The sequence below is a fragment of the Phyllobacterium pellucidum genome, assembly GCF_013327855.1.
GTDB lineage: Bacteria > Pseudomonadota > Alphaproteobacteria > Rhizobiales > Rhizobiaceae > Phyllobacterium > Phyllobacterium pellucidum.
Map to the genome: position 1 here is coordinate 147,459 of NZ_JABUMX010000008.1, position 22,555 is coordinate 170,013.

Sequence of the window (22,555 nt, forward strand, 5' to 3'; positions counted from 1 at the left end):
AGATTAATGCCGGCTGTTGCTCATGGTCCCCAAGCCGGGCTCTTTGCGCCACTTCGCGTGTGACGAGAGTTGCGCGCGTTGAACATTGGGCTCGACCGACCGCAGCGCCGCAACGTAGCGGCGCTGCCAAAGATCGGCATTGTTGGTCGAAATCTGACTGAAGAGGTTGCGATGACGGGCCTTGCGCTCATCCATAGGCATCGTCGCCGCCTTCTTGATGGCTTGCGCAACCTCGTTAACATCATAGGGGTTGACGATGAGCGCATCGCCAAGCTCTTCGGCGGCGCCCGCAAACCGCGACAGAATGAGGATACCGGGATCCTCATCGTCCTGGGCGGCGATGTATTCCTTGGCGACGAGGTTCATGCCGTCGCGAAGCGGCGTGATAAGCCCGATCAGGCTACAGCGGAACAGGAGCGCCAGCCGCTCCCGTGATATGCTCTGATTGATATATTGGATTGGAGCCCAATTAATATCGGCGTGCTTGCCGTTCACCGCCCCGGAAAGCTGTTCGAGTTCTCCGCGGATGTCGGAATAAGCAGTGACGTCCTCGCGAGAGGGTGAGGCCACCTGCAAATATTCAGCATGTCCGCGATATTCCGGGGATGTATCGAGAAACTTTCGAAACGCCTTCATGCGCTGCGGCAGTCCTTTGGAATAATCGAGGCGATCGGCCGAAATGACCTGGAAGCGCTTGAGCAGACTACGCCGCTTCCGCTCGAGCTGGATCTCCTCGTCGGTTTCCTGCGCCATGGCAGCAAACTGATCGACGTCTATGCCGATCGGAAAGTGACCGATCTTGATTGTCCGGTCGTGCCACCTGATCCTGTCGGGGCTAAGGAACTTGACGTCCGAATTGCCTTTCAGATAGCGGCAGAAATTGTCTGCATCGTTCTGTGTCTGAAACCCGATCAAGTCGAACTGCAGCAGGCATTCACGCAGCCATTGGTGCCGTGGGATTGCTGAAAAAATATCCGAGGGGGGAAAGGGGATGTGCAAGAAGAAGCCAATCTTATGATTGCAACCCTTGGCGCGAAGTTCGGAAGCCAGGGGAATAAGATGGTAGTCATGCACCCAGACCAGATCGTCGTCGCGCAGATGGGGATGGAGAATGTCGGCAAACTTGCCGTTCACCCGGGCATAGGAGCGCGCAAACTCGGTTCGGTAATCCATAAGGTCGAGCCGATAGTGGAATGTTGGCCACAGGACCTTGTTGGCAAAGCCAAGATAGTAGTTGTTATGCTCCTCTTTCGTCAGAGGCATGGTCAGGGACGCGACATTATCGTAGGTCTCGACGCGCGCATCCATTGAACGGGACTTGTCGACGATATCGCCGTTCCAGCCCATCCACATCCCGCCGCTGCTTTTCAGCGCATCGACAATTCCGACTGCAAGCCCCCCGCTCAGTGTTTTGCCTCCCAGATCGGCTGTCCGATTTGAGACAACAACAAGGCGTTCCATATCAATACCCCAGTTTCATGAGAGTAGGGCTAACTTCTCGACCCACGATTGGTTCCCGAAATATTTCGCAATGGAACGATCCGGGAACTAATCGGTTTGGTGAGAACAGCCAAAAATTCGAATGAAATGCTTCAGCGAAGGAACGGGTAATGTACGATGTCAGCGAGGTACTCCCGGCGAAAATCGGCTCGTGGGCACTCTTCCTTGATGTCGATGGAACGTTGATCGACATTGCTGCGACGCCCGATAGTGTCGAGGTACCTCCTTCTCTTCCGCATGAAATCAGCCAGTTGGCGGCCCGGCTAGGCGGAGCATTGGCACTGGTCAGCGGCCGCTCAATCGCATCAATCGACGCGCTGTTTAAACCTTGCAGGTTTGCAGCAGCAGGATTGCACGGCGCAGAACTCAGAAGCACGCTCGATGGGTCCGTAAAGCGCATTCCCGTCAATGATACCGATCTGGACGATGCGCGCCGCGAACTCGACGACCTCGTGCGGACGTGGCCAGGTATCATTATCGAAGATAAGGGGATCAGCCTCGCTGTCCATTACAGGCAGGCGGAAGCGGCGCATGGTGAAGTGGACCAGCGGGTTTCCGATCTTCTGAGCGAGCTTGGCCCGAACTGGGTCCGGCAGGACGGAAAGATGGTTGTCGAAATTCGGCCGAGCGGCACGAGCAAGGGCGAAGCCCTCATACGGCTGATGGCACACCCACCGTTTCAGGGTCGACTGCCCATTGCGATTGGCGATGACATCACCGATGAAGCGATGTTTGGCTATGTCAATGAGGTCGGCGGACGTTCGGTCAAGGTGGGAACGGGGGATAGCAAGGCCCAGTTCACCGTCGGTACACCCGACAACGTACGCAAATGGATCGCCAAAATTTCAGCTACAGTTTGAGCGCTTGATTTGAAATTCCCGGCGGATCGATGTGCGCCGGGAATTGGATGTCGCAGGCCTATTGCGGCGGTTGCTTTTAGAGGCGCAGTTGGTTGCCAGCCACTCAGTCGTAAAAAGCCTCAACAATCTTCCTTTTGCCGAGCAGGAAGGCGTCGGCCACGTGCCGCAGCGGCGATAGATCGACATCCGATTGCCCAACCTTGATGATTTCGGCAAAGCGGCAGTAGAGCTGCGCATATTCCTGTTCAGGCTCGGCGAACTTGAGTTCGCCATTGACGGAAAGCTTCGCGCCTCCTTCCGAGAGCACCATTGTGCCAGCCTCGGTCTCGGCGACGATGTCCCACGTCTGTTTTCCAGTCTGCCGCCAATCGAAAACCGCATGAACCGGCAGATTGTCGGCGTCCTTGAACTGCAGGTCGGCAGCGATGGGTGCGTCGCAATTTTCAGGAAATTCAAGCGTGGCGCTGGTCAGAAATGCCGCGCGTGGGAGAATATGGGTCACGATCGACAGCGCATTGATTCCGGGATCGAAAACGCCAAGTCCTCCAGCCTGCCAGATCCATGCCTGGTTGGGGTGCCAATGGCGCACGTCCTCTTTCCAGTTTACCTGAACGCTGGTGATCCTGGTTGCAGCAAGGAATGCCTTAGCCGCTTCTACGGCCGGAGCATAGCGCGAATGCCAGCTTGCAAATAAAGACAGGCGCTTTGCCGCAGCCGTGGCTTCAAGGTCGGCAACTTCCGAGAGTGTGGCGCCAGGCGGCTTTTCAAGGAAAACATGCTTTCCCGCGGCGAGTGCCTTGTGCGCAGCCTCGTAGCGAAATTGCGGTGGCATGCACAGCGATACGGCGTCGATCGCCGGCACCGCCTCAAGCATGGCGTCGATTGTCTTATAGGCGTCGATACCCTCAACGGTGCCGTTGCGGCTTGCCGTGGCAACGAGCTTGAAATCGGGATTCCTGGCGATTGATGGAAGATGTTGGTCGTTGACGATCTTGCCGACGCCTACGATGGCGAGATTGATGGCGGACATGGTTTACACTCGCGTTGAGGCATTCTGTTCTTCTCGGAAATCGAAGCTTCTCACTGCTTCGTTTTCCACCGCCATGGACCTTTTTTCATATAGGCTTGTCAATCCAAAACTCGAGTTGCGCAGGCTGGCCTCGGCGTGTCCGATTTGAAAAATTTCCATGCGTGTTTCGCAAACGCCAACTCAACGTATAGTCTTGTATCGCTAGCAATGTTCAAACTCACCGGAGGAAGACATGCCTTATGTTGACGGTTTCCTGGTCGCAGTGCCTAAGGACAGAATCGAAGAATACAAGGAACTGGCCCGTAAAGCGGGCGATGTCTGGATGGAATATGGCGCGCTTTCCTATGTTGAATGCCTGGCCGACGATGTCCCTTACGGGGAACTTACCTCCTTCCCGCGTGCCGTTCAGGCCAAAGATGATGAAACGGTCGTATTTTCTTGGATTACCTATGAATCCCGTGAAAAGCGGGATGAAATCAATGCCAAGGTCATGGCGGACCCGCGCCTCAAGGGCGACATGGACAACATGCCTTTTGACGGCAAACGCATGATCTACGGTGGCTTCAAATCCTTCATGGAGCTTTGATCTTCGCCTTGAACGAGATGTGGCGCGTGGGCCCTCGCCCCACGTTTCGAGGAAATGCCAGGGCAATTAAAATTTGCAGCATTAGCAAAGAATATTTTTCATAGCTTTGCGCTGTACTGTCCTTTGGTCCTAAGCGTGCGGCGAATTGCTATGACTACCTACGATCTCTGGATGACCAAATTTGGCGACTATTCTCCGATCAAGCAGATCGCGATTATGGTTGGTATGGCCGTTATATCGGCGGATATTCTTGCCGCAGTCTTTTTCCTCGCGATCGGGCTCGACCGCCTCTCGACGGTGCTTCTCGTCACCACGTTCATTGTCGTGATTGTCAGCGTTCCGCTTGGAGCGTTTCTCATCGGCCTGAATTTTCGGTTGAAGCAGATAGCGATCGAGCGCGATCGTGCTGCCCGCATGGATGACCTTACCGGTCTTGCGAACCGCAACGAATTCTACCTGCAAGTCGAGCGTCTGATCGAAGGCTCCGCCCAGAACCTGAGTGCAGGCGCCCTGCTCTACATCGATGCCGACTACTTCAAAACGATCAACGATCGCCATGGACACGCGGTCGGCGACCGGGTCCTGCGCGAAATCGGGCATTTGATGCAGACGGTCATCAGCAAGGGTGATTTTGCAGCCCGCTTCGGCGGCGAGGAGTTCGCGGTATTCCTGAAGGATGCGGATTTCGGTCGCGCAGACTGGCTGTCACAGAAAATACTGACCGGCGTCCGCAACATATCTCAGCTACTGCAGATCAAGGATCTGGAGGTAACGGTCAGTGTTGGCATCGCCATACACGAGCCCGGTCAATCGCTGGAGACGGCTCTCATTGCGGCCGATACATGCCTTTACGCAGCCAAGAACCAGGGCCGGAACCGTATCGTGCACGCGACCAGCGATACCAAGGTTCGCCACGATAACTATATGCGGACGTTTTAGAGCATTGCAGTAGAGTGCTCTTGAAATCGAAACCCATCGGCGTATTTGCGTTTGGCAGCAAGCAATGTCGCCACGTCTGCCAATGCCTCAAGGAGCGCCCCATGGCACTTAATATGTACACGATCTCAGTCCCGGCCTATCTGCGCGGTTTCGCGGTTCTCGCCAGTCTGATCGAAAAGGCCGAAGCATACGCCGAGGAGAAGAAGATCAATCCCACCGTGCTCGTCAACGCGCGTCTCGCCCCAGACATGCTCTCGCTTGCCGGACAGATCCAGCGGGCGAGCGACACGGCCAAGGCGACGATCGGCCGATTGACGACACTTGCAATTCCGAAATTCGCCGATGAAGAGGCGAGCCTTGCGGACTTGCGCGAGCGTATTGCCAAGACCGTGGCCTTTCTTGAAAGCGTGGATGCCGGTGCGCTCGATGGCGCGGAGACCAAGGACGTGGTTCTCAGCGCCGGCCAGCTCAAGGTGACCTTGAGCGGCGAGGAGTATGTGCAGAAGTTCGCGCTGCCGAACTTCTATTTTCACGTGACGACCGCCTATGACATCCTGCGCCACAACGGTCTTCAGGTCGGTAAGCTCAACTATATCGGCGCGTTGAGCTGAACCTGAACATCAGGCGACGAGATGCTCGATCTGGTCGGCGGTTAGCTCGCGCTTTCTGCCGATTTCATCCCAGCGCCTTAGCATCTTCCGGTACTGGTCGAGTTGCGCCTCAGGCTGATTGTCGGCGCTCCGCGAGATTTCCTGCGGGAAATTGAGAATCTTGGCAAGGAAGTCCGCATAGGCAAACTGTTCGTGCGGCTGAGCTGCGCCAAATCCGACAAACTTGCTCTTGTCGGGATTGGTGTTGCCGGCCGCGACGCTCGACCCGCGGATCGCCCGGAAAAGCCCGAGTATGTCGTTCATCTCCTGCGCCGCTGCGGCACTGACAGTTTCCTCGGTTATGCCAAGTTCCTGGTAAAGATCCTCGAAACCGCGTTCGACAACTTCCTGGTGCCGGCCGTAAAGGCTCGACTTGTCAGGGTCGAGTTTCTTCAGGATTTCGTACTGATTGAACAGAATCAAACGTTCCGCAAAGCTGAACACGATAGACCTCCATATTCCGCCCGCTGCCTTCTTGAAGCAGCAATGATTACGGGATTTTCGATGGTTACTATGCGCACAGTCCTGTTAAGAACGGTCTATTCCACTCTCTACAATTTTAGCTTTCCGGGTTTTTCTGTTCTCAGCGGTCGCTCTTGCTGCTCTTGTAGATATTGACGCCGAGTTCGCGAATTTTCTTGCGCAGCGTGTTGCGATTGAGACCCAGCAGTTCCGCCGCCTTGATCTGGTTGCCATGCGTCGCCGTGAGGCAGGAAAGGATCAGCGGATATTCCATTTCCTCCAGCACGCGCTGGTAGAGGCCGGCAGGCGGAAGCTTGTCGCCGTAGGACATGAAATAGCGCTGCATGTTCAGTTCGACCGCCTGGCTGATGGTCAATTCTTCATTCGCAATCGCCGTTGGAGCCGATTCTGCCGGCCGAAGGTCGGCCTTCAGCTCGGATTCGATCACGTCCGCATTAATTTCGTCCTGCGGATAGAGAGCGGCGAGACGGCGCACGAGGTTTTCGAGTTCGCGTACGTTTCCGGCCCAGGGATAGCGACGCATCAGGTCTAGACCGTCGGCGGTGATCCGCTTTTCGGGCAGACCGTCCTTCGCCGCCAGCTTGAAGAAGTGGCGGACGAGATCGGGAATGTCCTCCCCACGCTCGCGCAGTGGCGGCAGGCGCAGCGGCACGACGTTGAGCCGATAGTAGAGATCTTCCCGGAATAGTCCCTGATTGATCAGGGTCCTGAGATCCTTGTTGGTTGCAGCAACGATGCGCACATCGGTCTTGATCGGCGTGCGGCCGCCCACCGTCATGTATTCGCCCTGTTGCAGAACACGCAAGAGCCGGGTCTGCGCCTCCATGGGCATGTCGCCGATCTCATCGAGGAACAGCGTGCCGCCATCGGCCTGTTCGAAGCGACCGCTTGACCGGTTCTGTGCGCCGGTAAAGGCGCCGCGCTCATGACCGAACAGTTCGGATTCAATCAGGTCGCGCGGAATAGCTGCCATGTTGATCGCAACGAAGGGCCCCTTGCGGCGCCGGCCATACTCATGCAAAGCGCGCGCGACGAGTTCCTTGCCCGTACCGGACTCGCCCGAGATCATGACCGTCAGGTCGGTCTGCATCATGCGGGCGAGGACACGGTAGATATCCTGCATTGCGGGCGAGCGGCCGACGAGCGGCATCGTATCGGGCTGCTCTTCGCCATGCCATTTTTCGGGCTTCTTTTTCGGTTCAGCCAGCGCGCGGCCGACAATGCTGACGAGTTCGGTGAGATCGAACGGCTTCGGCAGATATTCGTAAGCACCCGCCTCCGAGGCGCGGATAGCCGTCATAAACGTGTTTTGCGCACTCATGACGATTACGGGAAGATCGGGGCGCGATTTCTTGATGCGCGGCAGGAGATCGAAGGCGTTTTCGTCCGGCATCACCACATCGGTGATGACGAGGTCGCCATCGCCAGCCGATATCCAGCGCCAAAGCGTCGCCGCGTTGGAGGTGATGCGAACATCGTAACCGGCCCGCGAAAGCGCCTGATTGAGGACCGTCCTGATCGCCGCGTCGTCATCTGCAACGAGAATGCTGCCCAAACTCATGATCAGAATCCTGCTTTATTGGAATAAGGATTTTCATCTGCATGGGTTCCGTCGGCAGAGCCGCTGTCCCATGCAGGCATAAGAATGCGAAACGTCGTCTTGCGCGGGACCGAATCGCATTCGATAACGCCGCCATGGTCGCCGACGATCTTGGCCACAAGCGCCAGGCCAAGGCCGGAGCCATTGGGCTTGGTCGTCACGAACGGGTCAAAGAGATGCGGCATGATATCGGGCGAAACGCCGGGGCCCGTGTCCTGCACCGTGAATTCGAGCGGCAGCGAGACGCGGTTGCGCATACCCGGGACCGAAAGACGAATACCGGGGCGGAACGCGGTCGAGAGGGTGATCTCGCCCGGCTCGTTGGGGCCGATCGACTCCGCGGCATTCTTGACGAGGTTGAGGAAAATCTGAACGAGCTGGTCCCGATTGGCGAAGACATAAGGCAGCGAGGGATCATAGTCCTCGTGGAACTTGATGTGGCTGGCGAACCCGTTTTTGGCAATCGCCTTCACGTGATCGAGGACAACGTGAATATTGACAGCCTCGCGCTCGATGGGCCGCTCGTCGGAGAACACTTCCATCCGGTCGACAAGCGAGACGATCCGGTCGGTTTCATCGGTAATGAGGCGCGTCAGCGCGCGGTCATCATCGTTCAGCCCCGTTTCCAGCAACTGAGCCGCACCGCGAATACCGGACAACGGGTTCTTGATTTCATGCGCCAGCATCGATGCGAGCCCTGTGACGGATCGCGCTGCGCCGCGATGGGTCATCTGCCGGTCGAGCTTCTCCGCCATGGAGCGTTCCTTGAACAGGATCACGATCGATCCAGGAGCTTCACTGACCGGAGTCACGTAGAGATCGACAATGCGTTCCTGTCCGAGGCGCGGCGATGAAACGTCAACGCGGTATTCATTGACCGGCGACGGGTTTTCGCGGACCTGCTTGACCAGCGCGAGAAGCGGGCTGCCGAAGGGCAACAGCATGTCCAGTGTATTGCGGCTGAGAATGCTTGCACTGGAACGAAAGAAAGCCTCGGCGTCGGCATTGGCATAGGAAATGTACCCGGCTTCATCGAGCATGATCACCGGATGGCGGATCGAATTGAGCACGATGCCGGCCAGCTTGTCTTCGAGCACCGACTTGTCTGCTGAGGTCATCAGGCAACTTTCTTCGTATCTGTAGAGCCACCGCGCGAAAGCGCAGCACATAAAAGGCGCGACACGTAACCGGGATTGGTTTCCGTCATGATCGCACCGCGTTCATTCGCGGTGATGTCAAAGCCATGACGGTCGAGATACCAGCCAAGATGCTTGCGCGCATGCCGGCTGCCGGTGGTCTCGCCGTAATGGGCGAGCATCGCCTCATAATGCGCAACCGCATAGTCGGCGATGATCTCGCTCTCCGCACCCTTTCCATTGACGATACTGCCTGGAAGCCATGGTCGACCGTAGGATCCGCGCCCTACCATCACGGCATCGGCTCCGGATGCTGCGAGAATCGCCTCCGCATCGCCACGATTCAGGACATCGCCATTGGCCACAAGCGGTATCGATATAGCTTCCTTGACCGCGCGAATGGCATGCCAATCCGCCCTGCCCTCATAGAATTGGCAACGCGTCCGTCCATGGACGGTCACCATCTTGACGCCGGCCTGCTCGGCCCTTGCCGCGAGTTCCGGCGCGTTGATCGTTGCATCGTCCCAGCCAAGGCGCATTTTCAGCGTCACGGGAACGTCGACGGCGCCGATCGTCGCCTCGATCAATGTCATGGCGTGGTCGAGATCGCGCATCAGCGCTGATCCTGATAGACCGCCTGTCACCTTTCTTGCCGGACAGCCCATATTGATGTCGACGATATGCGCACCCTCGCCTTCAGCGATACGCGCTGCCTCGGCCATCCACCGTGGCTCACGGCCGGCGATCTGCACGACATGAGTCCCGAGCCCGTCGCCCTTTAGACGCAGCAAATTGCCGCGCTCGCGGGTGCAGAGCTCGGCGCTCGCGACCATCTCGGAAACAACCATGCCGGCCCCCGCCTGCCAGGCGAGTTGGCGAAAAGGCAGATCCGACACACCGGACATCGGCGCAAGGAACACGCGATTGCGCAGAACGACCCCGCCAACGTGCAGTGCGTCCGCCAATTCAACCCACGATTTTGCCTGTTTCGTATGCAGTTTCATAATAGCCTATGCTTTAGACAGGATCGTGCCTCTTCGCAAGGCAAAGTGCGGCGTTTGTTGCTCCTATTTTGACATTGTGGCGATTCAATTCTCTGGCCTTTCGCCGTTGCAAAGGGTAACGGAGTTGGCATTACGGAGAGACATGTGGCGGGAAAGACTGAAAACAAGCAGGCGCGGGTCGCAGCCGTCATCGTCGCGGCTGGGCGCGGAGAACGTGCCGGCCAAAGCGTTGAAGGACCGAAGCAGTATCGCAAGATTGGCGGCGAGGCCGTTCTTGCGCATACATTGCATGCGTTTCTCGAATGCCCGCTGATCGATGACGTCATTGTCGTCATTCACAAGGAAGACGACGCGCTGTTCACGCAGGCGCTCGGCGATCGGGCCGGACGTGTCGTTGCCGTCACCGGCGGCCCGACGCGCCAGGAGTCGACACGGCTCGGACTTTTGGCTCTCAAGGACATTTCCCCGGATCATGTCCTCATTCACGACGGCGTTCGTCCGTTCATTTCGGCTGATCTGCTGGAACGGGTTGTCTTCAATCTGACACCGCATATCGGCGTTCTGCCGGTGCTTGCCGTTTCGGACACACTCAAGGCTGCGGGCAACGACGCGATGGTCAGTGCTACCGTGCCGCGCGCCGGTCTTTACGCCGCGCAGACGCCGCAGGCCTTCCCGTTTCTTCCGATCCTTGCCGCCCACGACGCCGCCTTTGCCGTCGGACGGTCGGATTTTACCGATGATTCCGCGATTGCCGAATGGCATGGCCTGCCCGTCCGGATCGTGGAAGGATCGGCCGACAATACAAAGTTGACCTGGGCGAAGGATATCGAAATGGCAGACGAACGCTTGACCAAGCAGCATTCCGCCTTTCCGGATGTACGCACCGGCAACGGTTACGACGTGCACGCATTCGAGCCGGGAAACGGCGTCACGCTCGCAGGCGTACTTATCGCCCATGACCGCAAGCTTTCGGGTCATTCGGATGCCGACGTCGCCCTGCACGCGCTGACCGACGCTCTGCTGGCCACACGTGGTGCCGGCGACATTGGAACGCACTTTCCGCCGTCGGATCCTCAATGGAAGGGCGCGGCCTCGCACATCTTCGTTGAACATGCGGTCAAGATCGTCAGGGAAGCAGGCGGCAGGATCGCCAATGCCGATATCACCCTCATCTGCGAGGCACCGAAAGTGGGCCCTCATCGCGAGGCGATGACGGCGGCACTCTCGACTATGCTCGGCATTTCGCCGGATCGCATTTCGATCAAGGCGACGACCAATGAAAAACTTGGCTTCATCGGTAGGCAGGAGGGTATCGCCGCCATAGCGACGGCTTCGGTCGTCTATCCGGGAGGTTTGCCGGAATGAGCGGACTGATTGCCGAGGCAAAGGCAATTGCAGTGCTCGAAGCCTGCCGCCGCAAGGGCATTCTGCTAGCCACGGCAGAATCCTGCACGGGCGGCATGATAGCTGCCGCGCTGACCGACATTGCCGGCTCTTCGGACGTTGTCGACCGCGGTTTCGTGACTTATTCGAACGAGGCCAAGCAGGACATGGTCGGCGTGCCTGCAGGTGTAATCGCGGCGCACGGCGCAGTGTCGCAAGAAGTGGCGCTCGCCATGGCGGAAGGCGCCCTCGCCCATTCCAGCGCCGGCATCGCGGTTGCCGTAACGGGAGTCGCGGGTCCGGGTGGAGGATCGGCGGAAAAGCCGGTCGGGCTGGTCTGGTTCGGCCTTGCACTCAAGGGAAAGCCGCCAATAGCGGAGCGGCGCGTTTTTGCCGATGGCGGGCGCGCTTCGATCCGGCTTGCAGCAGTGAACACCGCGCTGGATATGGTCCTCAAGGCTCTGAGCGACTGAGCGTTTCTTGCTGGGACAAAAACGTTCTACATTTCGTATTCGGACGGGCGCCTGATCTCGATGGCCATGCCGATCGACTCGGGCATTACCGGCCTGAACCCGAACTTAGCGTAAAGATATTTTGCGGGACCATCGGCGATAAGGCTGACATAGGCACCGTCCGGGGCTTCCGCCTGCAGGTAATCAACAAGCCGCGAAACAATGATCTTGCCAAGGCCCTTGCCCTGATGCGCGGGATCGACGGCAATGTCCACCACCTGAAAGAAACATCCGCCATCGCCGATTATTCGACCCATGGCGACCGCGTTCGACTGATATTGAACGGTTGCCGCATAAACGGTGTTCGGAAGGCCGCGCTCCGCCGCCTCCTGGCTCTTTGAGCTCAGGCCGGCAATGTCGCGCAGCCTGCGATAGTCCTCTACCGAGGGTGTGCCGATTTGAACTTGATATTCCGGATCTTCGTGCTGCATAGCAGATTACCTTCATGCACTCAGGCGACTATACGTTCCTGCCATAGATCGCATCGGCACGCTTTTCAAATGCTTCCGTGAATTTTCGGAAGGCGATATCGAACATGGATCCCATGACGAAACCGAGCGTGCGGCTCTTGAATTCATAATCGATGTAGAATTTGACGACGGAATGTTCCGGGTTTTCCGCCGGAATGAACTGCCAGCGGTTGTCGAGATAGCGGAACGGTCCGTCAATATATTTGGTGAGGATCACCTTTTCCTGCGGTTTGAGGAGAACCTGGCTGGTGAAGGTCTCACGGATGAGCTTGTAACCCACCGTCATATCGGCAATGAGCAGGGTCTTGCCGTGGCTTTCCTTGCGTGAGCGCACCTTGAGGCTCTCGCACATGGGCAGAAACTGCGGATACGTCTCCACGTCCGCGACGAGATCGAACATCTCCTCGGCGCGGTGGACGACAGGACGGCTCGTCTCGAATTTCGGCATCAGCTGCGATTTGCGTGCATCGCCTCGCGTGCAGCCCTCAATCGTGCAAAATCTTCGCCGGCGTGGTGCGACGAGCGGGTCAACGGGCTCGACGCAACAACGAGAAAACCCTTGGTCTTTGCGATCGTCGCATAGGACTTGAATTCGTCCGGCGTCACATAATTCAGCACTGGATGGTGCTTGCGCGTCGGCTGGAGATACTGGCCGATCGTCATGAAATCGACGTCGGCGCTACGCAGGTCGTCCATAAGCTGCAGGACCTCGTTGCGCTCCTCGCCAAGCCCGACCATGATGCCCGACTTGGTGAAGATGGTAGGGTCAAGTTCCTTGACCCGCTGCAACAGTCGGATGGAATGGAAATAACGCGCACCCGGCCGAACCTTCAGATAATTGGACGGCACGGTTTCGAGGTTGTGGTTGAAGACATCGGGACGGGCAGTGACAACGATCTCCAGCGCTCCCTCCTTGCGCAGGAAATCGGGCGTGAGGATTTCGATTGTCGTTCCGGGCGAAATGCGGCGAATCGCATGGATCACGTCGGCAAAATGCTGGGCGCCGCCGTCCGGCAGATCATCACGATCCACCGACGTGATGACGACGTGAGAAAGGCCCATCTTCTTGACTGCCTTGCCCACATTCTCCGGTTCGTGCACATCGAGAGCGGTCGGCAGGCCCGTGGCGACATTGCAGAACGCGCAGGCGCGGGTGCAGATTTCGCCCATGATCATGAACGTCGCGTGTTTCTTGTCCCAGCATTCGCCGATGTTCGGGCAGCCGGCTTCTTCGCAAACCGTAACCAGGTTGTGCGAGCGAACGATATCGCGCGTCTCCGAATATCCCTTCGACACGGGCGCCTTGACCCTGATCCAGTCGGGCTTTTTCAAAACCTCCGAATCCGGGCGATGCGCTTTCTCCGGGTGGCGAAGGCGCCGCTTCTGGTCGATCGTGTCGAGTACCGTTACCATTATGTCTTCCTAGTTCGCGGTCCTGGCCTTGCCAAAAATCCACAGAATGAGAATTGCCCCGACGGTGGCGACGATCAGATTTCCCAGAAATCCATAGAACTGGAAATTCAGAAGGCTGGCCAGCGTGCCGCCGACGAAAGAACCGGCAATACCGACGAGAATGTTGGTGAGCAATCCGTGATCGCGGTTCATCGCCTTTTCGGCGATATAACCGGCAATGAAGCCGATGACCAGCATTCCAAAGAAACCCACACCGGGCATGCCCATGATACCGACTGGCTGATCCATATTTTTCTCCCGCTAGCGCCCAGATGCGATGGCAACGGCGCGCAGCACCAGAGCCCATATAGCACCGAAAAGAAACCCGCCCAAGCCGCACGCAAGCGTGACAACCCAGACACCAGTCCACCCGCCGATTGCCGTTCCACTCACCGATATGGTGTTACCCGACAAAAGACTCAAGGCAGACGGCACGAAGCCGACCAGCAGGCCGATAATGGTCGACCATTTGAGGACCGCCCATGCAAGACTGGTCCAGGGCCTGCTGTCGCTGATGTTCAATCGCTCATCGTTCCTTTAGGCGTTCAGCACACGACCATAGGCGTCGAGTACACTTTCCTTCATCATCTCGGACAGAGTCGGATGCGGGAATATGGTGTGCATCAGCTCTTCTTCCGTAGTCTCGAGGTTCATGGCGATGACGAAGCCCTGAATGAGTTCCGTCACCTCCGCGCCGACCATGTGGGCGCCGATCAGCTGGCCGGTCTTCTTGTCAAAGATCGTCTTTACCAATCCCTGGTCTTCGCCGAGCGCGATCGCCTTGCCGTTCGCAGCGAACTGGAACCGCCCGACGCGGATTTCGCGCCCGCCTTCCTTGGCTTTCGCTTCCGTCAGCCCCACCGACGCCACTTGCGGCTGGCAGTAAGTGCAGCCCGGGACCTTGTCCTTCTCGAGCGCATGGACGCCCGGAACGTTGGCGATCTTCTCGACGCAGATAACGCCCTCGTGCTCGGCCTTGTGCGCGAGCATGGGCGGGCCGGCGACGTCGCCGATCGCATAAACGCCGGGCACATTGGTCTTGCCGTAGCCGTCGGTTACGATGCAGCCGCGATCCGTCTTGATGCCAAGCGCCTCCAGGCCGAGATTCTCGATGTTACCCTGGACGCCAACGGCGGAAATCAGCCGTTCAGCCGTGATCTTCTCGACCTTGCCGTCCTTGGTTTCGACGTGGGCGGTGATGGAGTTGGCTGCTTTTTCGACCTTGGTCACCTTGGCATCGGTGATGATCTTCATGCCCTGCTTTTCGAACTGCTTGCGGGCGAAGGCGGAGATTTCGGCATCCTCGACAGGCATGACTGTCGGCAGAAGCTCGACCACAGTCACGTCCGCTCCCATGGTCCGGTAGAACGAGGCGAACTCGATCCCGATGGCTCCAGATCCCATAACGACCAGGGATTTCGGCATTTCCGGCGGCACCATGGCTTCGAAATAGGTCCAGATCAGCTTGCCGTCCGGCTCGATGCCGGGCAATGCACGCGGGCGTGCGCCGGTGGCAATTATGATGTGCTTAGCCGAATAAGTACCTTCGCCAAGCGTGTTCTTGGGCACCGGATTCTGCGGCTCCATGGGCTTCTTCGAAGACTTGGAGACCACGATTTCGCCGGGCTTTGAGAGTTTCGCTTCGCCCCAGATCACGTCTACCTTGTTCTTCTTCATCAGGAAGCCGACGCCGCCGTTAAGACGCGCCGAGACGCCGCGCGAACGCTGGACGACAGCCTTGATGTCGGCCGAGATCTTGCCTTCTATCGTCAGGCCATAATCCTTGGGATGCTGGCCATAGTGGAAGATCTCCGCCGAGCGCAGCAGAGCCTTGGTCGGTATGCATCCCCAATTCAGGCAGATGCCGCCAAGATGCTCGCGCTCGACGATGGCGGTTTTGAATCCGAGCTGCGCGGAGCGGATCGCGGTGACATAGCCGCCGGGGCCAGAACCAATGATGATCACGTCGTAATTATTGGCCAAGACCTTGGTCCTCCTGGATTAGAGATCGAGTATGTCTCGAACGATGGGAGCGACGGCTTTTCCGATCGCCCTGGTGTTTTCGGCATCAAGATGAATGCCATCAATGCTTGACGTTGCGGCGACCGAGCCGGCATCGAAGAACGCGCAACGGGCAAGCTCCGCCGCGTCACGGTAGAATTCCGCAAGCAGGTGCGACTGTTCAGCACCGCCCTCGAAGATCAGCCTGAATTCACTCCATTCGTTGGCGCCGAATGGCGGCGGCGACATGATCAGAACGGCCGGCGCCTTGGTGTCGAACTGATAGGGCGCCGTGCGAACGATCTCGATCAGCCGCTGCATCCCCCGCTTGGCGCCGTAGGCGTTGCCGCAGAGTATATGCTTCATGTCGTTGGTGCCGAGCATGATGATGACCAGATCGAGCGGAAAATGCGTGCCAAGCGCCGTCGTCAGCGTCTTGGCAGCGTTGCGCTCAAAGCCCGAAAGGTGATCGTCGAACGCCGTCGTTCGCCCGTTCAGGCCATCGCTGATCACGTGCACGGCTTCACCAAGTTCAGCCTGCAAGACTTCCGGCCACCGGTCCTTGCGTGCATGGCGCCCCGAGCCGTCGGGGCGATAGCCCCAGGTCAACGAATCGCCATAGCAGAGGACGGTTTTCATCGCGTTGCTCAGACCAGCATGCCCATCGGATTTTCGATGTGCCGCTTGAAGGCTTGTGCGAGTTCGGCTCCAAGCGCACCGTCAACCGCGCGATGGTCGGTAGACAAGGTCACCGACATGATTGTCGCGATCTTGATCTCGCCCTTGCGGACGACCGCCCGCTCCTCGCCCGCTCCAACTGCAAGAATGGTTGCGTGCGGCGGGTTGATGATCGCGGCGAAATCCTTGACGCCGAACATGCCGAGATTGGACACGGCCGTGGTGCCGCCCTGATATTCTTCGGGCTTCAGCTTGCGGTCGCGGGCGCGCTTGGCGAGATCCTTCATTTCGTTGGAAATCGTCGAGAGCGTCTTCTGCTCGGCCTTGCGAATGATCGGTGTGATCAGGCCGCCTGGTATGGAAACGGCAACGCCAACGTCGGAATGCTTGTGCTTGACCATATTCGCGTCTGTCCAAGAAACATTCGCTTCGGGAACGTCGCGCAACGCCAACGCCATGGCCTTGATGATCATGTCATTGACCGAAAGCTTGTAGGCGGGAACGTCGCCCTTTTCGGTCTTGATCATCGGCGAGGCCGTGTTGATCTGCGCACGAAGCGCAAGCAGCGCGTCGAGTTCGCAGTCGATGGTCAGGTAGAAATGCGGGACCGTCGTCTTTGCCTCGAGCAGGCGTTTGGCAATGGTCTTGCGCATGCCGTCATGCGGCACGAGTTCGTAAGAGCCTTGCTCGAAGAGCTTTAGCACAGCATCGTCGGACATTGGCTTGGCCGCTGCCGGCGCCGGGGCTGCAGCGGAAGCTGGAGCCGCCGCCGCGGGCTTTGCGCCGCCGCCCGAGATGGCAGCTTCGACGTCCTTTTTGACCACGCGCCCATGCGGACCGGAGCCGGTGACGCCGGACAGATCGATGCCTGCTTCCTTGGCGATGCGTCGTGCAAGCGGCGACGAGAAGGGCCGGTCACCCGACTTGGCAGGTGCACCAGATGCGGCAGGCGCGGCTGATGCGGCAGGCGCTGCGGCCGGTGCCGGAGCGGCGTCCACCTTTGGAGCAGCCGCGGCCTCCTTCTTCTCTTCCTTTGGCGCTTCCGCTTTGGGCGCTGCACCATCGGCCTTTGCGGCTGCGGCGGCGTCCTCGCCCTCACCCGCAAGGATGGCGATGAGCGCATTGACCTTTACGCCTTCGGTACCGGCGGGAACGACGATCTTGGCGACTGTGCCCTCATCGACGGCCTCGACTTCCATCGTCGCCTTGTCAGTCTCGATCTCCGCGATGACATCGCCGGGACCAACCTTGTCGCCTTCCTTGACCAGCCATTTGGCGAGGTTGCCCTCTTCCATCGTAGGAGAGAGCGCCGGCATGGTGATATTGATCGGCATATCGGTTTCCTCCCCTTAAGCCGTGTAGGTCACAGCTTTGACGGCATCGATGATTTCCTTGACGCTTGGCAGCGCCAGCTTTTCAAGGTTTGCCGCATAGGGCATGGGCACGTCCTTGCCGGCGACGGTGAGAACCGGCGCATCGAGATAGTCGAAGGCCTGCTGCATGACGCGTGTGGCAATTTCCGTGCCGACGGAGGATTGTGGATAGCCTTCCTCGATCGTGACGCAACGCCCGGTCTTCTTCACCGATTCGATCACCGTCGGCATATCCATCGGGCGGATCGTGCGCAGATCGATGATCTCGGCGTCGATGCCGAGCTTGGCAAGCTCCTCGGCGGCCTTGACGGTGTAGTTCATGCCGATGCCGAACGAGACGAGCGTAACGTCATTGCCCTTCTTGTGAATGCGGGCCTTGCCGATCGGCAGGACGAAATCGTCAAGCTTGGGCACGTCGAACGAATGGCCGTAGAGGATCTCGTTTTCCAGGAAAATCACCGGATTAGGATCGCGGATCGCCGCCTTGAGCAGGCCCTTGGCGTCGGCGGCCGTATAGGGCATCACGACCTTGAGGCCCGGAATGTGGCTGTACCACGCGGCGTAGCACTGCGAGTGCTGGGCGGCGACACGGGCGGCGGCGCCGCTCGGTCCGCGGAAAACCATCGGCGCACCCATCTGGCCGCCCGACATATAGAGCGTCTTTGCCGCCGAATTGATGATCTGGTCGATCGCCTGCATGGCGAAGTTGAAGGTCATGAATTCGACGATCGGACGCAGCCCGGTCATTGCGGCGCCAACGCCGACGCCGGCAAAGCCGTGTTCGGTGATCGGCGTGTCAACAACGCGGCGCGGGCCGAACTCGTCGAGCAGGCCCTGGGTGATCTTGTAGGCGCCCTGGTATTCGGCAACTTCCTCACCCATGATGAAGACATTCGGGTCGCGGCGCATTTCTTCAGCCATCGCGTCGCGCAATGCTTCGCGCACCGTGGTCGAAACCATTTCGGTGCCGGCCGGAATGTCGGGGTCGGCCGCAACTTCGGACTTGGGAGCAGCAGGAACCGAGGCGGGAGCCTGTTCGGCCGCTGCCTCTGCCTTTGGAGCTTCGGCTGCTTGCGGCGGCGCCTCGGGCGCGGCCTTCGGCGCACTGGCGGCATCGGCGCTCTCGCCATCGCCCAGCAAGACGGCGATCACAGAGTTTACCTTTACGTTGTCGGTGCCTTCCGGAACGACGATCTTGCCGATCGTGCCTTCATCGACGGCCTCGACTTCCATAGTCGCCTTGTCGGTCTCGATCTCGGCAAGCACATCACCGGAAGTGACCTTGTCGCCTTCCTTTTTCAACCACTTGGACAGTTTGCCCTCTTCCATTGTCGGCGAGAGCGCGGGCATAAGAATATCTACAGGCATTGGTCGCGCCTCCCCTTAGAGCAGAATATCGGTGTAAAGCTCGGACGGATCCGGCTCTGGATCGGACTGGGCGAAATCGGCTGCGTCGGCCACGATGTCGCGAACGTCCTTGTCGATCTTCTTCAGATCGTCCTCGCTGGACCAGTTATTGCCGATCAACCGGTTCTTCACCTGCTCGATTGGATCGTGCTCGGAGCGCATCTTCTGCACTTCGTCCTTCGACCGGTATTTTGCCGGATCCGACATGGAGTGGCCGCGATACCGGTAGGTCTGCATCTCGAGAATGATCGGACCCTTGCCCGAACGCGCGAAGGCCGCTGCTTCCTCGGCAGCCGCGTTGACGGCGCGCACATCCATGCCGTCGACCTGGATGCCCGGAATATTGAACGAAACACCGCGCTTGGAGAAATCGGTCTCAGCCGAGGCGCGCGATACGGCGGTGCCCATGGCGTAGCGATTGTTCTCGATGATATAGATCACAGGCAGCTTCCACAGCGAGGCCATGTTGAAGCTTTCATAGACCTGGCCCTGGTTCGCCGCACCGTCGCCGAAGTAGGCGAGTGAGACATTGCCATTGTCGCGATAGCGATTGGCGAAGGCGAGACCCGTACCCAGCGAAACCTGCGCGCCGACGATGCCGTGGCCGCCGTAGAAATGCTTCTCCTTGGAGAACATATGCATCGAGCCGCCCTTGCCCTTGGAAAGGCCGCCGCGCCGTCCGGTCAATTCGGCCATGACACCGCGGGCACTCATGCCGCAAGCAAGCATATGGCCGTGATCGCGGTAACCGGTGATGACCTGGTCACCTTCCTTCAGGGCCATCTGCATGCCCGTGACGACGGCTTCCTGGCCGATGTACAGGTGACAGAAACCGCCGATGAAACCCATGCCATAAAGCTGACCGGCCTTTTCCTCGAAACGGCGGATCAGCAGCATCTGGCGATAGGCTTCGAGTTCTTGCTCCTTGGTGAACTGGATGGGTTTTGGTGCTTTAACAGCAGAGGTCTGCGCAGAACGCGCAGGGCTTTTTTTCGCCCTCGTAGCCATATCTCACTCCCTGTGACTTGGTCGCAAGAGAATAGCAGCAGGGGCAGAAGTTACAATATGCAGAATTGAATAAGTGCTATGCAAATAAGCTGTTAAAAATACAGCATAAAACGGCTATTAACTAGAAATCAGTTAATAGCCAAATCGCCGGAGCCACGCATTATGGTGACTTCGTCCGGGCGGGACATGTTCAATGCCTTGCGAGCCTGTTCGTCCAACATATCCTTCTCAATCGTGCCATCATGCATAAGTTGGACCTGTCGTTCAAGCTCCGTGCGCGAAGCGGTCACGGCCTCGAGTTGAGCTTGCAGGAGCTTGGTCTGCTCCTGCAGCTTGATGGTCGAATAGAGACCGTATTCACCGTGGTAGGCGTGAAATCCGAAATAGCTGAAGAATAGCGCTGACAGGAACGGAAGGATCAACCGTCCCCGTCGCGTTTTTCGTCTTTGTTTTGTCCACATGGAAGCCGGTCCGAATGCTGCGGAATCAGGCGACAATGCCCGATCTCTGGCAATCAATAAGACGATGTTTTGCTTAACAGGGTCTTACCGCCAGCCTTGAAAAGCAAAATGGCGGACACCAGGCCCGCCATTTTCTGTTGTCTTGCCAGTTTGCTGTCAGGCGTTGCGGAAGATGCCGCGGCCGGCATAGCGCGCCTGCGGTCCGAGTTCTTCCTCGATGCGAATGAGCTGGTTGTATTTCGCGACCCGGTCGGAGCGTGCCAGCGAACCGGTCTTGATCTGTCCGCAGTTGGTGGCGACAGCAAGATCGGCAATTGTCGAGTCTTCGGTTTCGCCGGAACGGTGCGACATGACGGAGGTGTAGCCCGCGCGGTGCGCCGTATCGACCGCATCGAATGTCTCGGACAGAGTGCCGATCTGGTTGACCTTGACGAGGATCGAGTTGGCGACACCCATCTTGATGCCATCACGCAGACGTGCCGAGTTGGTCACAAACAGGTCGTCGCCGACGAGCTGGCACTTGTTGCCGACGAGGTCGGTCAGATATTTCCAGCCCTCCCAGTCATCCTCGGCCATGCCATCTTCGATCGTGATGATCGGATAGTCGCCGACGAGCTTGGCGAGATACTTCGCCTGTGTTTTCGGATCGCGCGACTTTTTCTCGCCTTCGTAAACGTAGTTGCCGTCCTTGAAGAATTCGGTCGAAGCGCAATCTAGACCGATGGCGATTTCCTCGCCCGGCTTGTAGCCGGCCTTCTCGATCGATTCGACGATGAAGTCGAGCGCAGCCTGGGCAGTCTTGAGATTGGGCGCAAAGCCGCCTTCATCACCGACATTGGTGTTGTGGCCGGCATCCTTCAGGCGCTTCTTCAGGGTGTGGAACACTTCCGAACCGTAGCGCACGGCTTCGGCGAGCGACGATGCGCCGACGGGGAGGATCATGAACTCCTGGAAGTCGATCGGATTGTCGGCATGAGCACCGCCGTTGATGATGTTCATCATCGGCACGGGAAGCACATGAGCCGACGGGCCGCCAAGATAACGGTAGAGCGGCAGGCCGGATGCTTCCGCAGCAGCCTTGGCGACGGCAAGCGAGACGCCGAGGATGGCATTGGCGCCAAGACGGCTCTTGTTCGGCGTGCCGTCCAGATCGATCATGGTCTGGTCGATGTGGATCTGGTTCTCTGCCTCAAGACCGCCGATAGCGTCGAAGAGTTCGCCATTGACCGCATCCACGGCCTTCTGAACGCCCTTGCCGAGATACCGACTGCCACCATCGCGCAGTTCGACTGCTTCGTGCGCACCGGTGGAAGCGCCGGAGGGAACGGCTGCACGACCCTTGGACCCGTCTTCGAGAATGACATCGACTTCAACAGTCGGATTCCCGCGACTATCCAGGATTTCGCGGCCAATGATATCTACAATTGCAGTCATGGAATTCCCTTTCAATGAGCTCAGTGCAGCGTTGGGCTGGGCCACTGATAGCGAATGAAGATGACAAGGAAAATCCCCAGCGGGACGAAATGTCGCCTAAAAAGACAAAAGGGACGCCGGTGGCGACCCTTTTGCGCTGGCCTCAGGGCGAATTACGCTGCCCTGTCGACCTTGTAATAAGAAAATGCGTTGTCGCGAACGCGGCGACCGTCATTCTCGGAGAGTTCCGAAATGGTGTGCGCCGGGGCCTGCGTCAGTTGCTCCTTGGTAAACGGGACAACATAGCCGCCGGTGCTTTCGTCGTAGTTCAGAAGTTTCCACGGCACGGCATGGTATTTTTCACCCATTCCCAGGAACCCTCCAAAGCCGATGACCGCAAACATGATGCTATCGGAGGTCTTGTCCAGCATCACATCTTCGATCTCGCCGATCTTGTCGTTGGCTTCATTATAGACGTTGGTACCAATCACACGGGTGGCGCGAATTGCTGTGGTATGTCCGGATTTGGTCGGCATATTTCTTCCTCCTTGTTTGAAGTTGCCATGGAGGAGTAATGAGCAACCCCGCGTGAGGGTTGCATAAAAAGTT

At 58.2% G+C, this 22,555-nt stretch carries 25 protein-coding genes; 6 read left to right on the forward strand and 19 right to left on the reverse strand.

The features are described 5' to 3' along the window. Positions 1–3: 3 nt before the first annotated feature. On the reverse strand, positions 4–1,461 hold the full coding sequence (locus HQ945_RS22155) for an alpha,alpha-trehalose-phosphate synthase (UDP-forming) (RefSeq protein WP_113280533.1): 1,458 nt from the start codon (positions 1,459–1,461) through the stop codon (positions 4–6). A gap of 149 nt (positions 1,462–1,610) precedes the next feature. Between HQ945_RS22155 and otsB the strand changes: the two genes are divergently transcribed. Further along, positions 1,611–2,360, forward strand: a complete 750-nt coding sequence (gene otsB, locus HQ945_RS22160) for a trehalose-phosphatase (RefSeq protein WP_091922752.1) — start codon at positions 1,611–1,613, stop codon at positions 2,358–2,360. A gap of 103 nt (positions 2,361–2,463) precedes the next feature. On the opposite strand, the gene HQ945_RS22165 is transcribed toward otsB, so the two are convergent. Continuing rightward, the gene (locus HQ945_RS22165; RefSeq protein WP_113280534.1) at positions 2,464–3,390 is read right to left on the reverse strand and encodes a Gfo/Idh/MocA family protein; all 927 of its coding nucleotides are present in this window, start codon (positions 3,388–3,390) and stop codon (positions 2,464–2,466) included. Between the two features lie 232 nt (positions 3,391–3,622). Here HQ945_RS22165 and HQ945_RS22170 point away from each other — a divergent pair, with 232 nt between their 5' ends. From HQ945_RS22170 to HQ945_RS22180, 3 genes are all read left to right on the forward strand, one after another. Beyond that, positions 3,623–3,976 carry a DUF1428 domain-containing protein gene (locus HQ945_RS22170; protein WP_091946287.1) on the forward strand — a complete coding sequence of 118 codons (354 nt, stop codon included), beginning with the start codon at positions 3,623–3,625 and terminating at the stop codon, positions 3,974–3,976. Between the two features lie 150 nt (positions 3,977–4,126). Next, complete coding sequence (locus HQ945_RS22175) at positions 4,127–4,915, forward strand: GGDEF domain-containing protein (RefSeq protein WP_113280535.1); 789 nt, start codon at positions 4,127–4,129, stop codon at positions 4,913–4,915. 101 nt (positions 4,916–5,016) lie between these two features. Continuing rightward, the gene (locus HQ945_RS22180) at positions 5,017–5,526 is read left to right on the forward strand and encodes a DUF1993 domain-containing protein (RefSeq protein WP_113280536.1); all 510 of its coding nucleotides are present in this window, start codon (positions 5,017–5,019) and stop codon (positions 5,524–5,526) included. A 9-nt stretch (positions 5,527–5,535) separates the two neighbouring features. Here HQ945_RS22180 and HQ945_RS22185 read toward each other — a convergent pair whose 3' ends face one another. The 4 genes from HQ945_RS22185 to dusB all read right to left on the reverse strand — a co-directional run bounded on the left by HQ945_RS22185 (position 5,536) and on the right by dusB (position 9,788). Continuing rightward, positions 5,536–6,009 carry a YfbU family protein gene (locus HQ945_RS22185; RefSeq protein WP_027233302.1) on the reverse strand — a complete coding sequence of 158 codons (474 nt, stop codon included), beginning with the start codon at positions 6,007–6,009 and terminating at the stop codon, positions 5,536–5,538. A 139-nt stretch (positions 6,010–6,148) separates the two neighbouring features. Then, entirely contained in the window at positions 6,149–7,609 is a 1,461-nt protein-coding gene (gene ntrC / locus HQ945_RS22190; protein ID WP_027233303.1) for a nitrogen regulation protein NR(I), read from the reverse strand. Between the two features lie 2 nt (positions 7,610–7,611). After that, positions 7,612–8,766, reverse strand: coding sequence for a two-component system sensor histidine kinase NtrB (locus tag HQ945_RS22195; RefSeq protein ID WP_113280537.1), 1,155 nt, complete (start codon positions 8,764–8,766; stop codon positions 7,612–7,614). Next, entirely contained in the window at positions 8,766–9,788 is a 1,023-nt protein-coding gene (gene dusB / locus HQ945_RS22200) for a tRNA dihydrouridine synthase DusB (RefSeq protein WP_174208521.1), read from the reverse strand. The genes HQ945_RS22195 and dusB overlap by 1 nt, the downstream gene beginning before the upstream one ends. A 144-nt stretch (positions 9,789–9,932) precedes the next feature. Between dusB and HQ945_RS22205 the strand changes: the two genes are divergently transcribed. Then, positions 9,933–11,153 carry a bifunctional 2-C-methyl-D-erythritol 4-phosphate cytidylyltransferase/2-C-methyl-D-erythritol 2,4-cyclodiphosphate synthase gene (locus HQ945_RS22205; protein WP_174208522.1) on the forward strand — a complete coding sequence of 407 codons (1,221 nt, stop codon included), beginning with the start codon at positions 9,933–9,935 and terminating at the stop codon, positions 11,151–11,153. Continuing rightward, on the forward strand, positions 11,150–11,644 hold the full coding sequence (locus HQ945_RS22210; protein WP_174208523.1) for a CinA family protein: 495 nt from the start codon (positions 11,150–11,152) through the stop codon (positions 11,642–11,644). Before HQ945_RS22205 ends, HQ945_RS22210 begins: the two co-directional genes overlap by 4 nt. 26 nt (positions 11,645–11,670) lie before the next feature. Here HQ945_RS22210 and HQ945_RS22215 read toward each other — a convergent pair whose 3' ends face one another. The 13 genes from HQ945_RS22215 to HQ945_RS22275 all read right to left on the reverse strand — a co-directional run bounded on the left by HQ945_RS22215 (position 11,671) and on the right by HQ945_RS22275 (position 22,482). Next, positions 11,671–12,114, reverse strand: coding sequence for a GNAT family N-acetyltransferase (locus tag HQ945_RS22215; RefSeq protein ID WP_027233308.1), 444 nt, complete (start codon positions 12,112–12,114; stop codon positions 11,671–11,673). Between the two features lie 28 nt (positions 12,115–12,142). Next, entirely contained in the window at positions 12,143–12,601 is a 459-nt protein-coding gene (locus tag HQ945_RS22220) for a type II toxin-antitoxin system RatA family toxin (RefSeq protein ID WP_027233309.1), read from the reverse strand. Next, positions 12,601–13,566, reverse strand: coding sequence for a lipoyl synthase (lipA, locus tag HQ945_RS22225; protein ID WP_174208524.1), 966 nt, complete (start codon positions 13,564–13,566; stop codon positions 12,601–12,603). Before lipA ends, HQ945_RS22220 begins: the two co-directional genes overlap by 1 nt. 9 nt (positions 13,567–13,575) lie before the next feature. After that, positions 13,576–13,854, reverse strand: coding sequence for a GlsB/YeaQ/YmgE family stress response membrane protein (locus HQ945_RS22230; RefSeq protein WP_027233311.1), 279 nt, complete (start codon positions 13,852–13,854; stop codon positions 13,576–13,578). Between the two features lie 12 nt (positions 13,855–13,866). Further along, the gene (locus HQ945_RS22235) at positions 13,867–14,127 is read right to left on the reverse strand and encodes a hypothetical protein (RefSeq protein ID WP_175585089.1); all 261 of its coding nucleotides are present in this window, start codon (positions 14,125–14,127) and stop codon (positions 13,867–13,869) included. Positions 14,128–14,142: 15 nt separating this feature from the next. Beyond that, positions 14,143–15,588 carry a dihydrolipoyl dehydrogenase gene (gene lpdA, locus HQ945_RS22240; RefSeq protein ID WP_091922738.1) on the reverse strand — a complete coding sequence of 482 codons (1,446 nt, stop codon included), beginning with the start codon at positions 15,586–15,588 and terminating at the stop codon, positions 14,143–14,145. A gap of 18 nt (positions 15,589–15,606) precedes the next feature. Then, entirely contained in the window at positions 15,607–16,245 is a 639-nt protein-coding gene (locus HQ945_RS22245; RefSeq protein WP_091922737.1) for an SGNH/GDSL hydrolase family protein, read from the reverse strand. 8 nt (positions 16,246–16,253) lie between these two features. Next, the gene (locus HQ945_RS22250) at positions 16,254–17,618 is read right to left on the reverse strand and encodes a pyruvate dehydrogenase complex dihydrolipoamide acetyltransferase (RefSeq protein WP_174208525.1); all 1,365 of its coding nucleotides are present in this window, start codon (positions 17,616–17,618) and stop codon (positions 16,254–16,256) included. Between the two features lie 15 nt (positions 17,619–17,633). Next, positions 17,634–19,025 carry a pyruvate dehydrogenase complex E1 component subunit beta gene (locus HQ945_RS22255; RefSeq protein WP_113280542.1) on the reverse strand — a complete coding sequence of 464 codons (1,392 nt, stop codon included), beginning with the start codon at positions 19,023–19,025 and terminating at the stop codon, positions 17,634–17,636. 15 nt (positions 19,026–19,040) lie between these two features. After that, complete coding sequence (pdhA, locus tag HQ945_RS22260) at positions 19,041–20,072, reverse strand: pyruvate dehydrogenase (acetyl-transferring) E1 component subunit alpha (protein WP_027233317.1); 1,032 nt, start codon at positions 20,070–20,072, stop codon at positions 19,041–19,043. A 128-nt stretch (positions 20,073–20,200) separates the two neighbouring features. After that, positions 20,201–20,533 (reverse strand): FtsB family cell division protein, encoded by a 333-nt coding sequence (locus HQ945_RS22265; RefSeq protein ID WP_113280543.1) that lies wholly within the window; start codon positions 20,531–20,533, stop codon positions 20,201–20,203. A 156-nt stretch (positions 20,534–20,689) separates the two neighbouring features. Further along, entirely contained in the window at positions 20,690–21,967 is a 1,278-nt protein-coding gene (eno, locus tag HQ945_RS22270; RefSeq protein ID WP_027233319.1) for a phosphopyruvate hydratase, read from the reverse strand. A gap of 152 nt (positions 21,968–22,119) precedes the next feature. Beyond that, entirely contained in the window at positions 22,120–22,482 is a 363-nt protein-coding gene (locus HQ945_RS22275) for a PRC-barrel domain-containing protein (RefSeq protein ID WP_027233320.1), read from the reverse strand. Between the last annotated feature and the right edge of the window lie 73 nt (positions 22,483–22,555).

What these genes read in the sequence shown, in the direction of transcription:
- HQ945_RS22155 (WP_113280533.1), bottom strand. Translation starts at nt 1,461, where the DNA reads ATGGAACGCCTTGTTGTTGTCTCAAATCGGACAGCCGATCTGGGAGGC.
- otsB (WP_091922752.1), top strand. Translation starts at nt 1,611, where the DNA reads ATGTACGATGTCAGCGAGGTACTCCCGGCGAAAATCGGCTCGTGGGCA.
- HQ945_RS22165 (WP_113280534.1), bottom strand. Translation starts at nt 3,390, where the DNA reads ATGTCCGCCATCAATCTCGCCATCGTAGGCGTCGGCAAGATCGTCAAC.
- HQ945_RS22170 (WP_091946287.1), top strand. Translation starts at nt 3,623, where the DNA reads ATGCCTTATGTTGACGGTTTCCTGGTCGCAGTGCCTAAGGACAGAATC.
- HQ945_RS22175 (WP_113280535.1), top strand. Translation starts at nt 4,127, where the DNA reads ATGACTACCTACGATCTCTGGATGACCAAATTTGGCGACTATTCTCCG.
- HQ945_RS22180 (WP_113280536.1), top strand. Translation starts at nt 5,017, where the DNA reads ATGGCACTTAATATGTACACGATCTCAGTCCCGGCCTATCTGCGCGGT.
- ntrC (WP_027233303.1), bottom strand. Translation starts at nt 7,609, where the DNA reads ATGAGTTTGGGCAGCATTCTCGTTGCAGATGACGACGCGGCGATCAGG.
- HQ945_RS22195 (WP_113280537.1), bottom strand. Translation starts at nt 8,766, where the DNA reads ATGACCTCAGCAGACAAGTCGGTGCTCGAAGACAAGCTGGCCGGCATC.
- dusB (WP_174208521.1), bottom strand. Translation starts at nt 9,788, where the DNA reads ATGAAACTGCATACGAAACAGGCAAAATCGTGGGTTGAATTGGCGGAC.
- HQ945_RS22210 (WP_174208523.1), top strand. Translation starts at nt 11,150, where the DNA reads ATGAGCGGACTGATTGCCGAGGCAAAGGCAATTGCAGTGCTCGAAGCC.
- HQ945_RS22215 (WP_027233308.1), bottom strand. Translation starts at nt 12,114, where the DNA reads ATGCAGCACGAAGATCCGGAATATCAAGTTCAAATCGGCACACCCTCG.
- HQ945_RS22220 (WP_027233309.1), bottom strand. Translation starts at nt 12,601, where the DNA reads ATGCCGAAATTCGAGACGAGCCGTCCTGTCGTCCACCGCGCCGAGGAG.
- lipA (WP_174208524.1), bottom strand. Translation starts at nt 13,566, where the DNA reads ATGGTAACGGTACTCGACACGATCGACCAGAAGCGGCGCCTTCGCCAC.
- HQ945_RS22230 (WP_027233311.1), bottom strand. Translation starts at nt 13,854, where the DNA reads ATGGATCAGCCAGTCGGTATCATGGGCATGCCCGGTGTGGGTTTCTTT.
- HQ945_RS22245 (WP_091922737.1), bottom strand. Translation starts at nt 16,245, where the DNA reads ATGAAAACCGTCCTCTGCTATGGCGATTCGTTGACCTGGGGCTATCGC.
- HQ945_RS22250 (WP_174208525.1), bottom strand. Translation starts at nt 17,618, where the DNA reads ATGCCGATCAATATCACCATGCCGGCGCTCTCTCCTACGATGGAAGAG.
- HQ945_RS22255 (WP_113280542.1), bottom strand. Translation starts at nt 19,025, where the DNA reads ATGCCTGTAGATATTCTTATGCCCGCGCTCTCGCCGACAATGGAAGAG.
- pdhA (WP_027233317.1), bottom strand. Translation starts at nt 20,072, where the DNA reads ATGGCTACGAGGGCGAAAAAAAGCCCTGCGCGTTCTGCGCAGACCTCT.
- HQ945_RS22265 (WP_113280543.1), bottom strand. Translation starts at nt 20,533, where the DNA reads ATGTGGACAAAACAAAGACGAAAAACGCGACGGGGACGGTTGATCCTT.
- eno (WP_027233319.1), bottom strand. Translation starts at nt 21,967, where the DNA reads ATGACTGCAATTGTAGATATCATTGGCCGCGAAATCCTGGATAGTCGC.
- HQ945_RS22275 (WP_027233320.1), bottom strand. Translation starts at nt 22,482, where the DNA reads ATGCCGACCAAATCCGGACATACCACAGCAATTCGCGCCACCCGTGTG.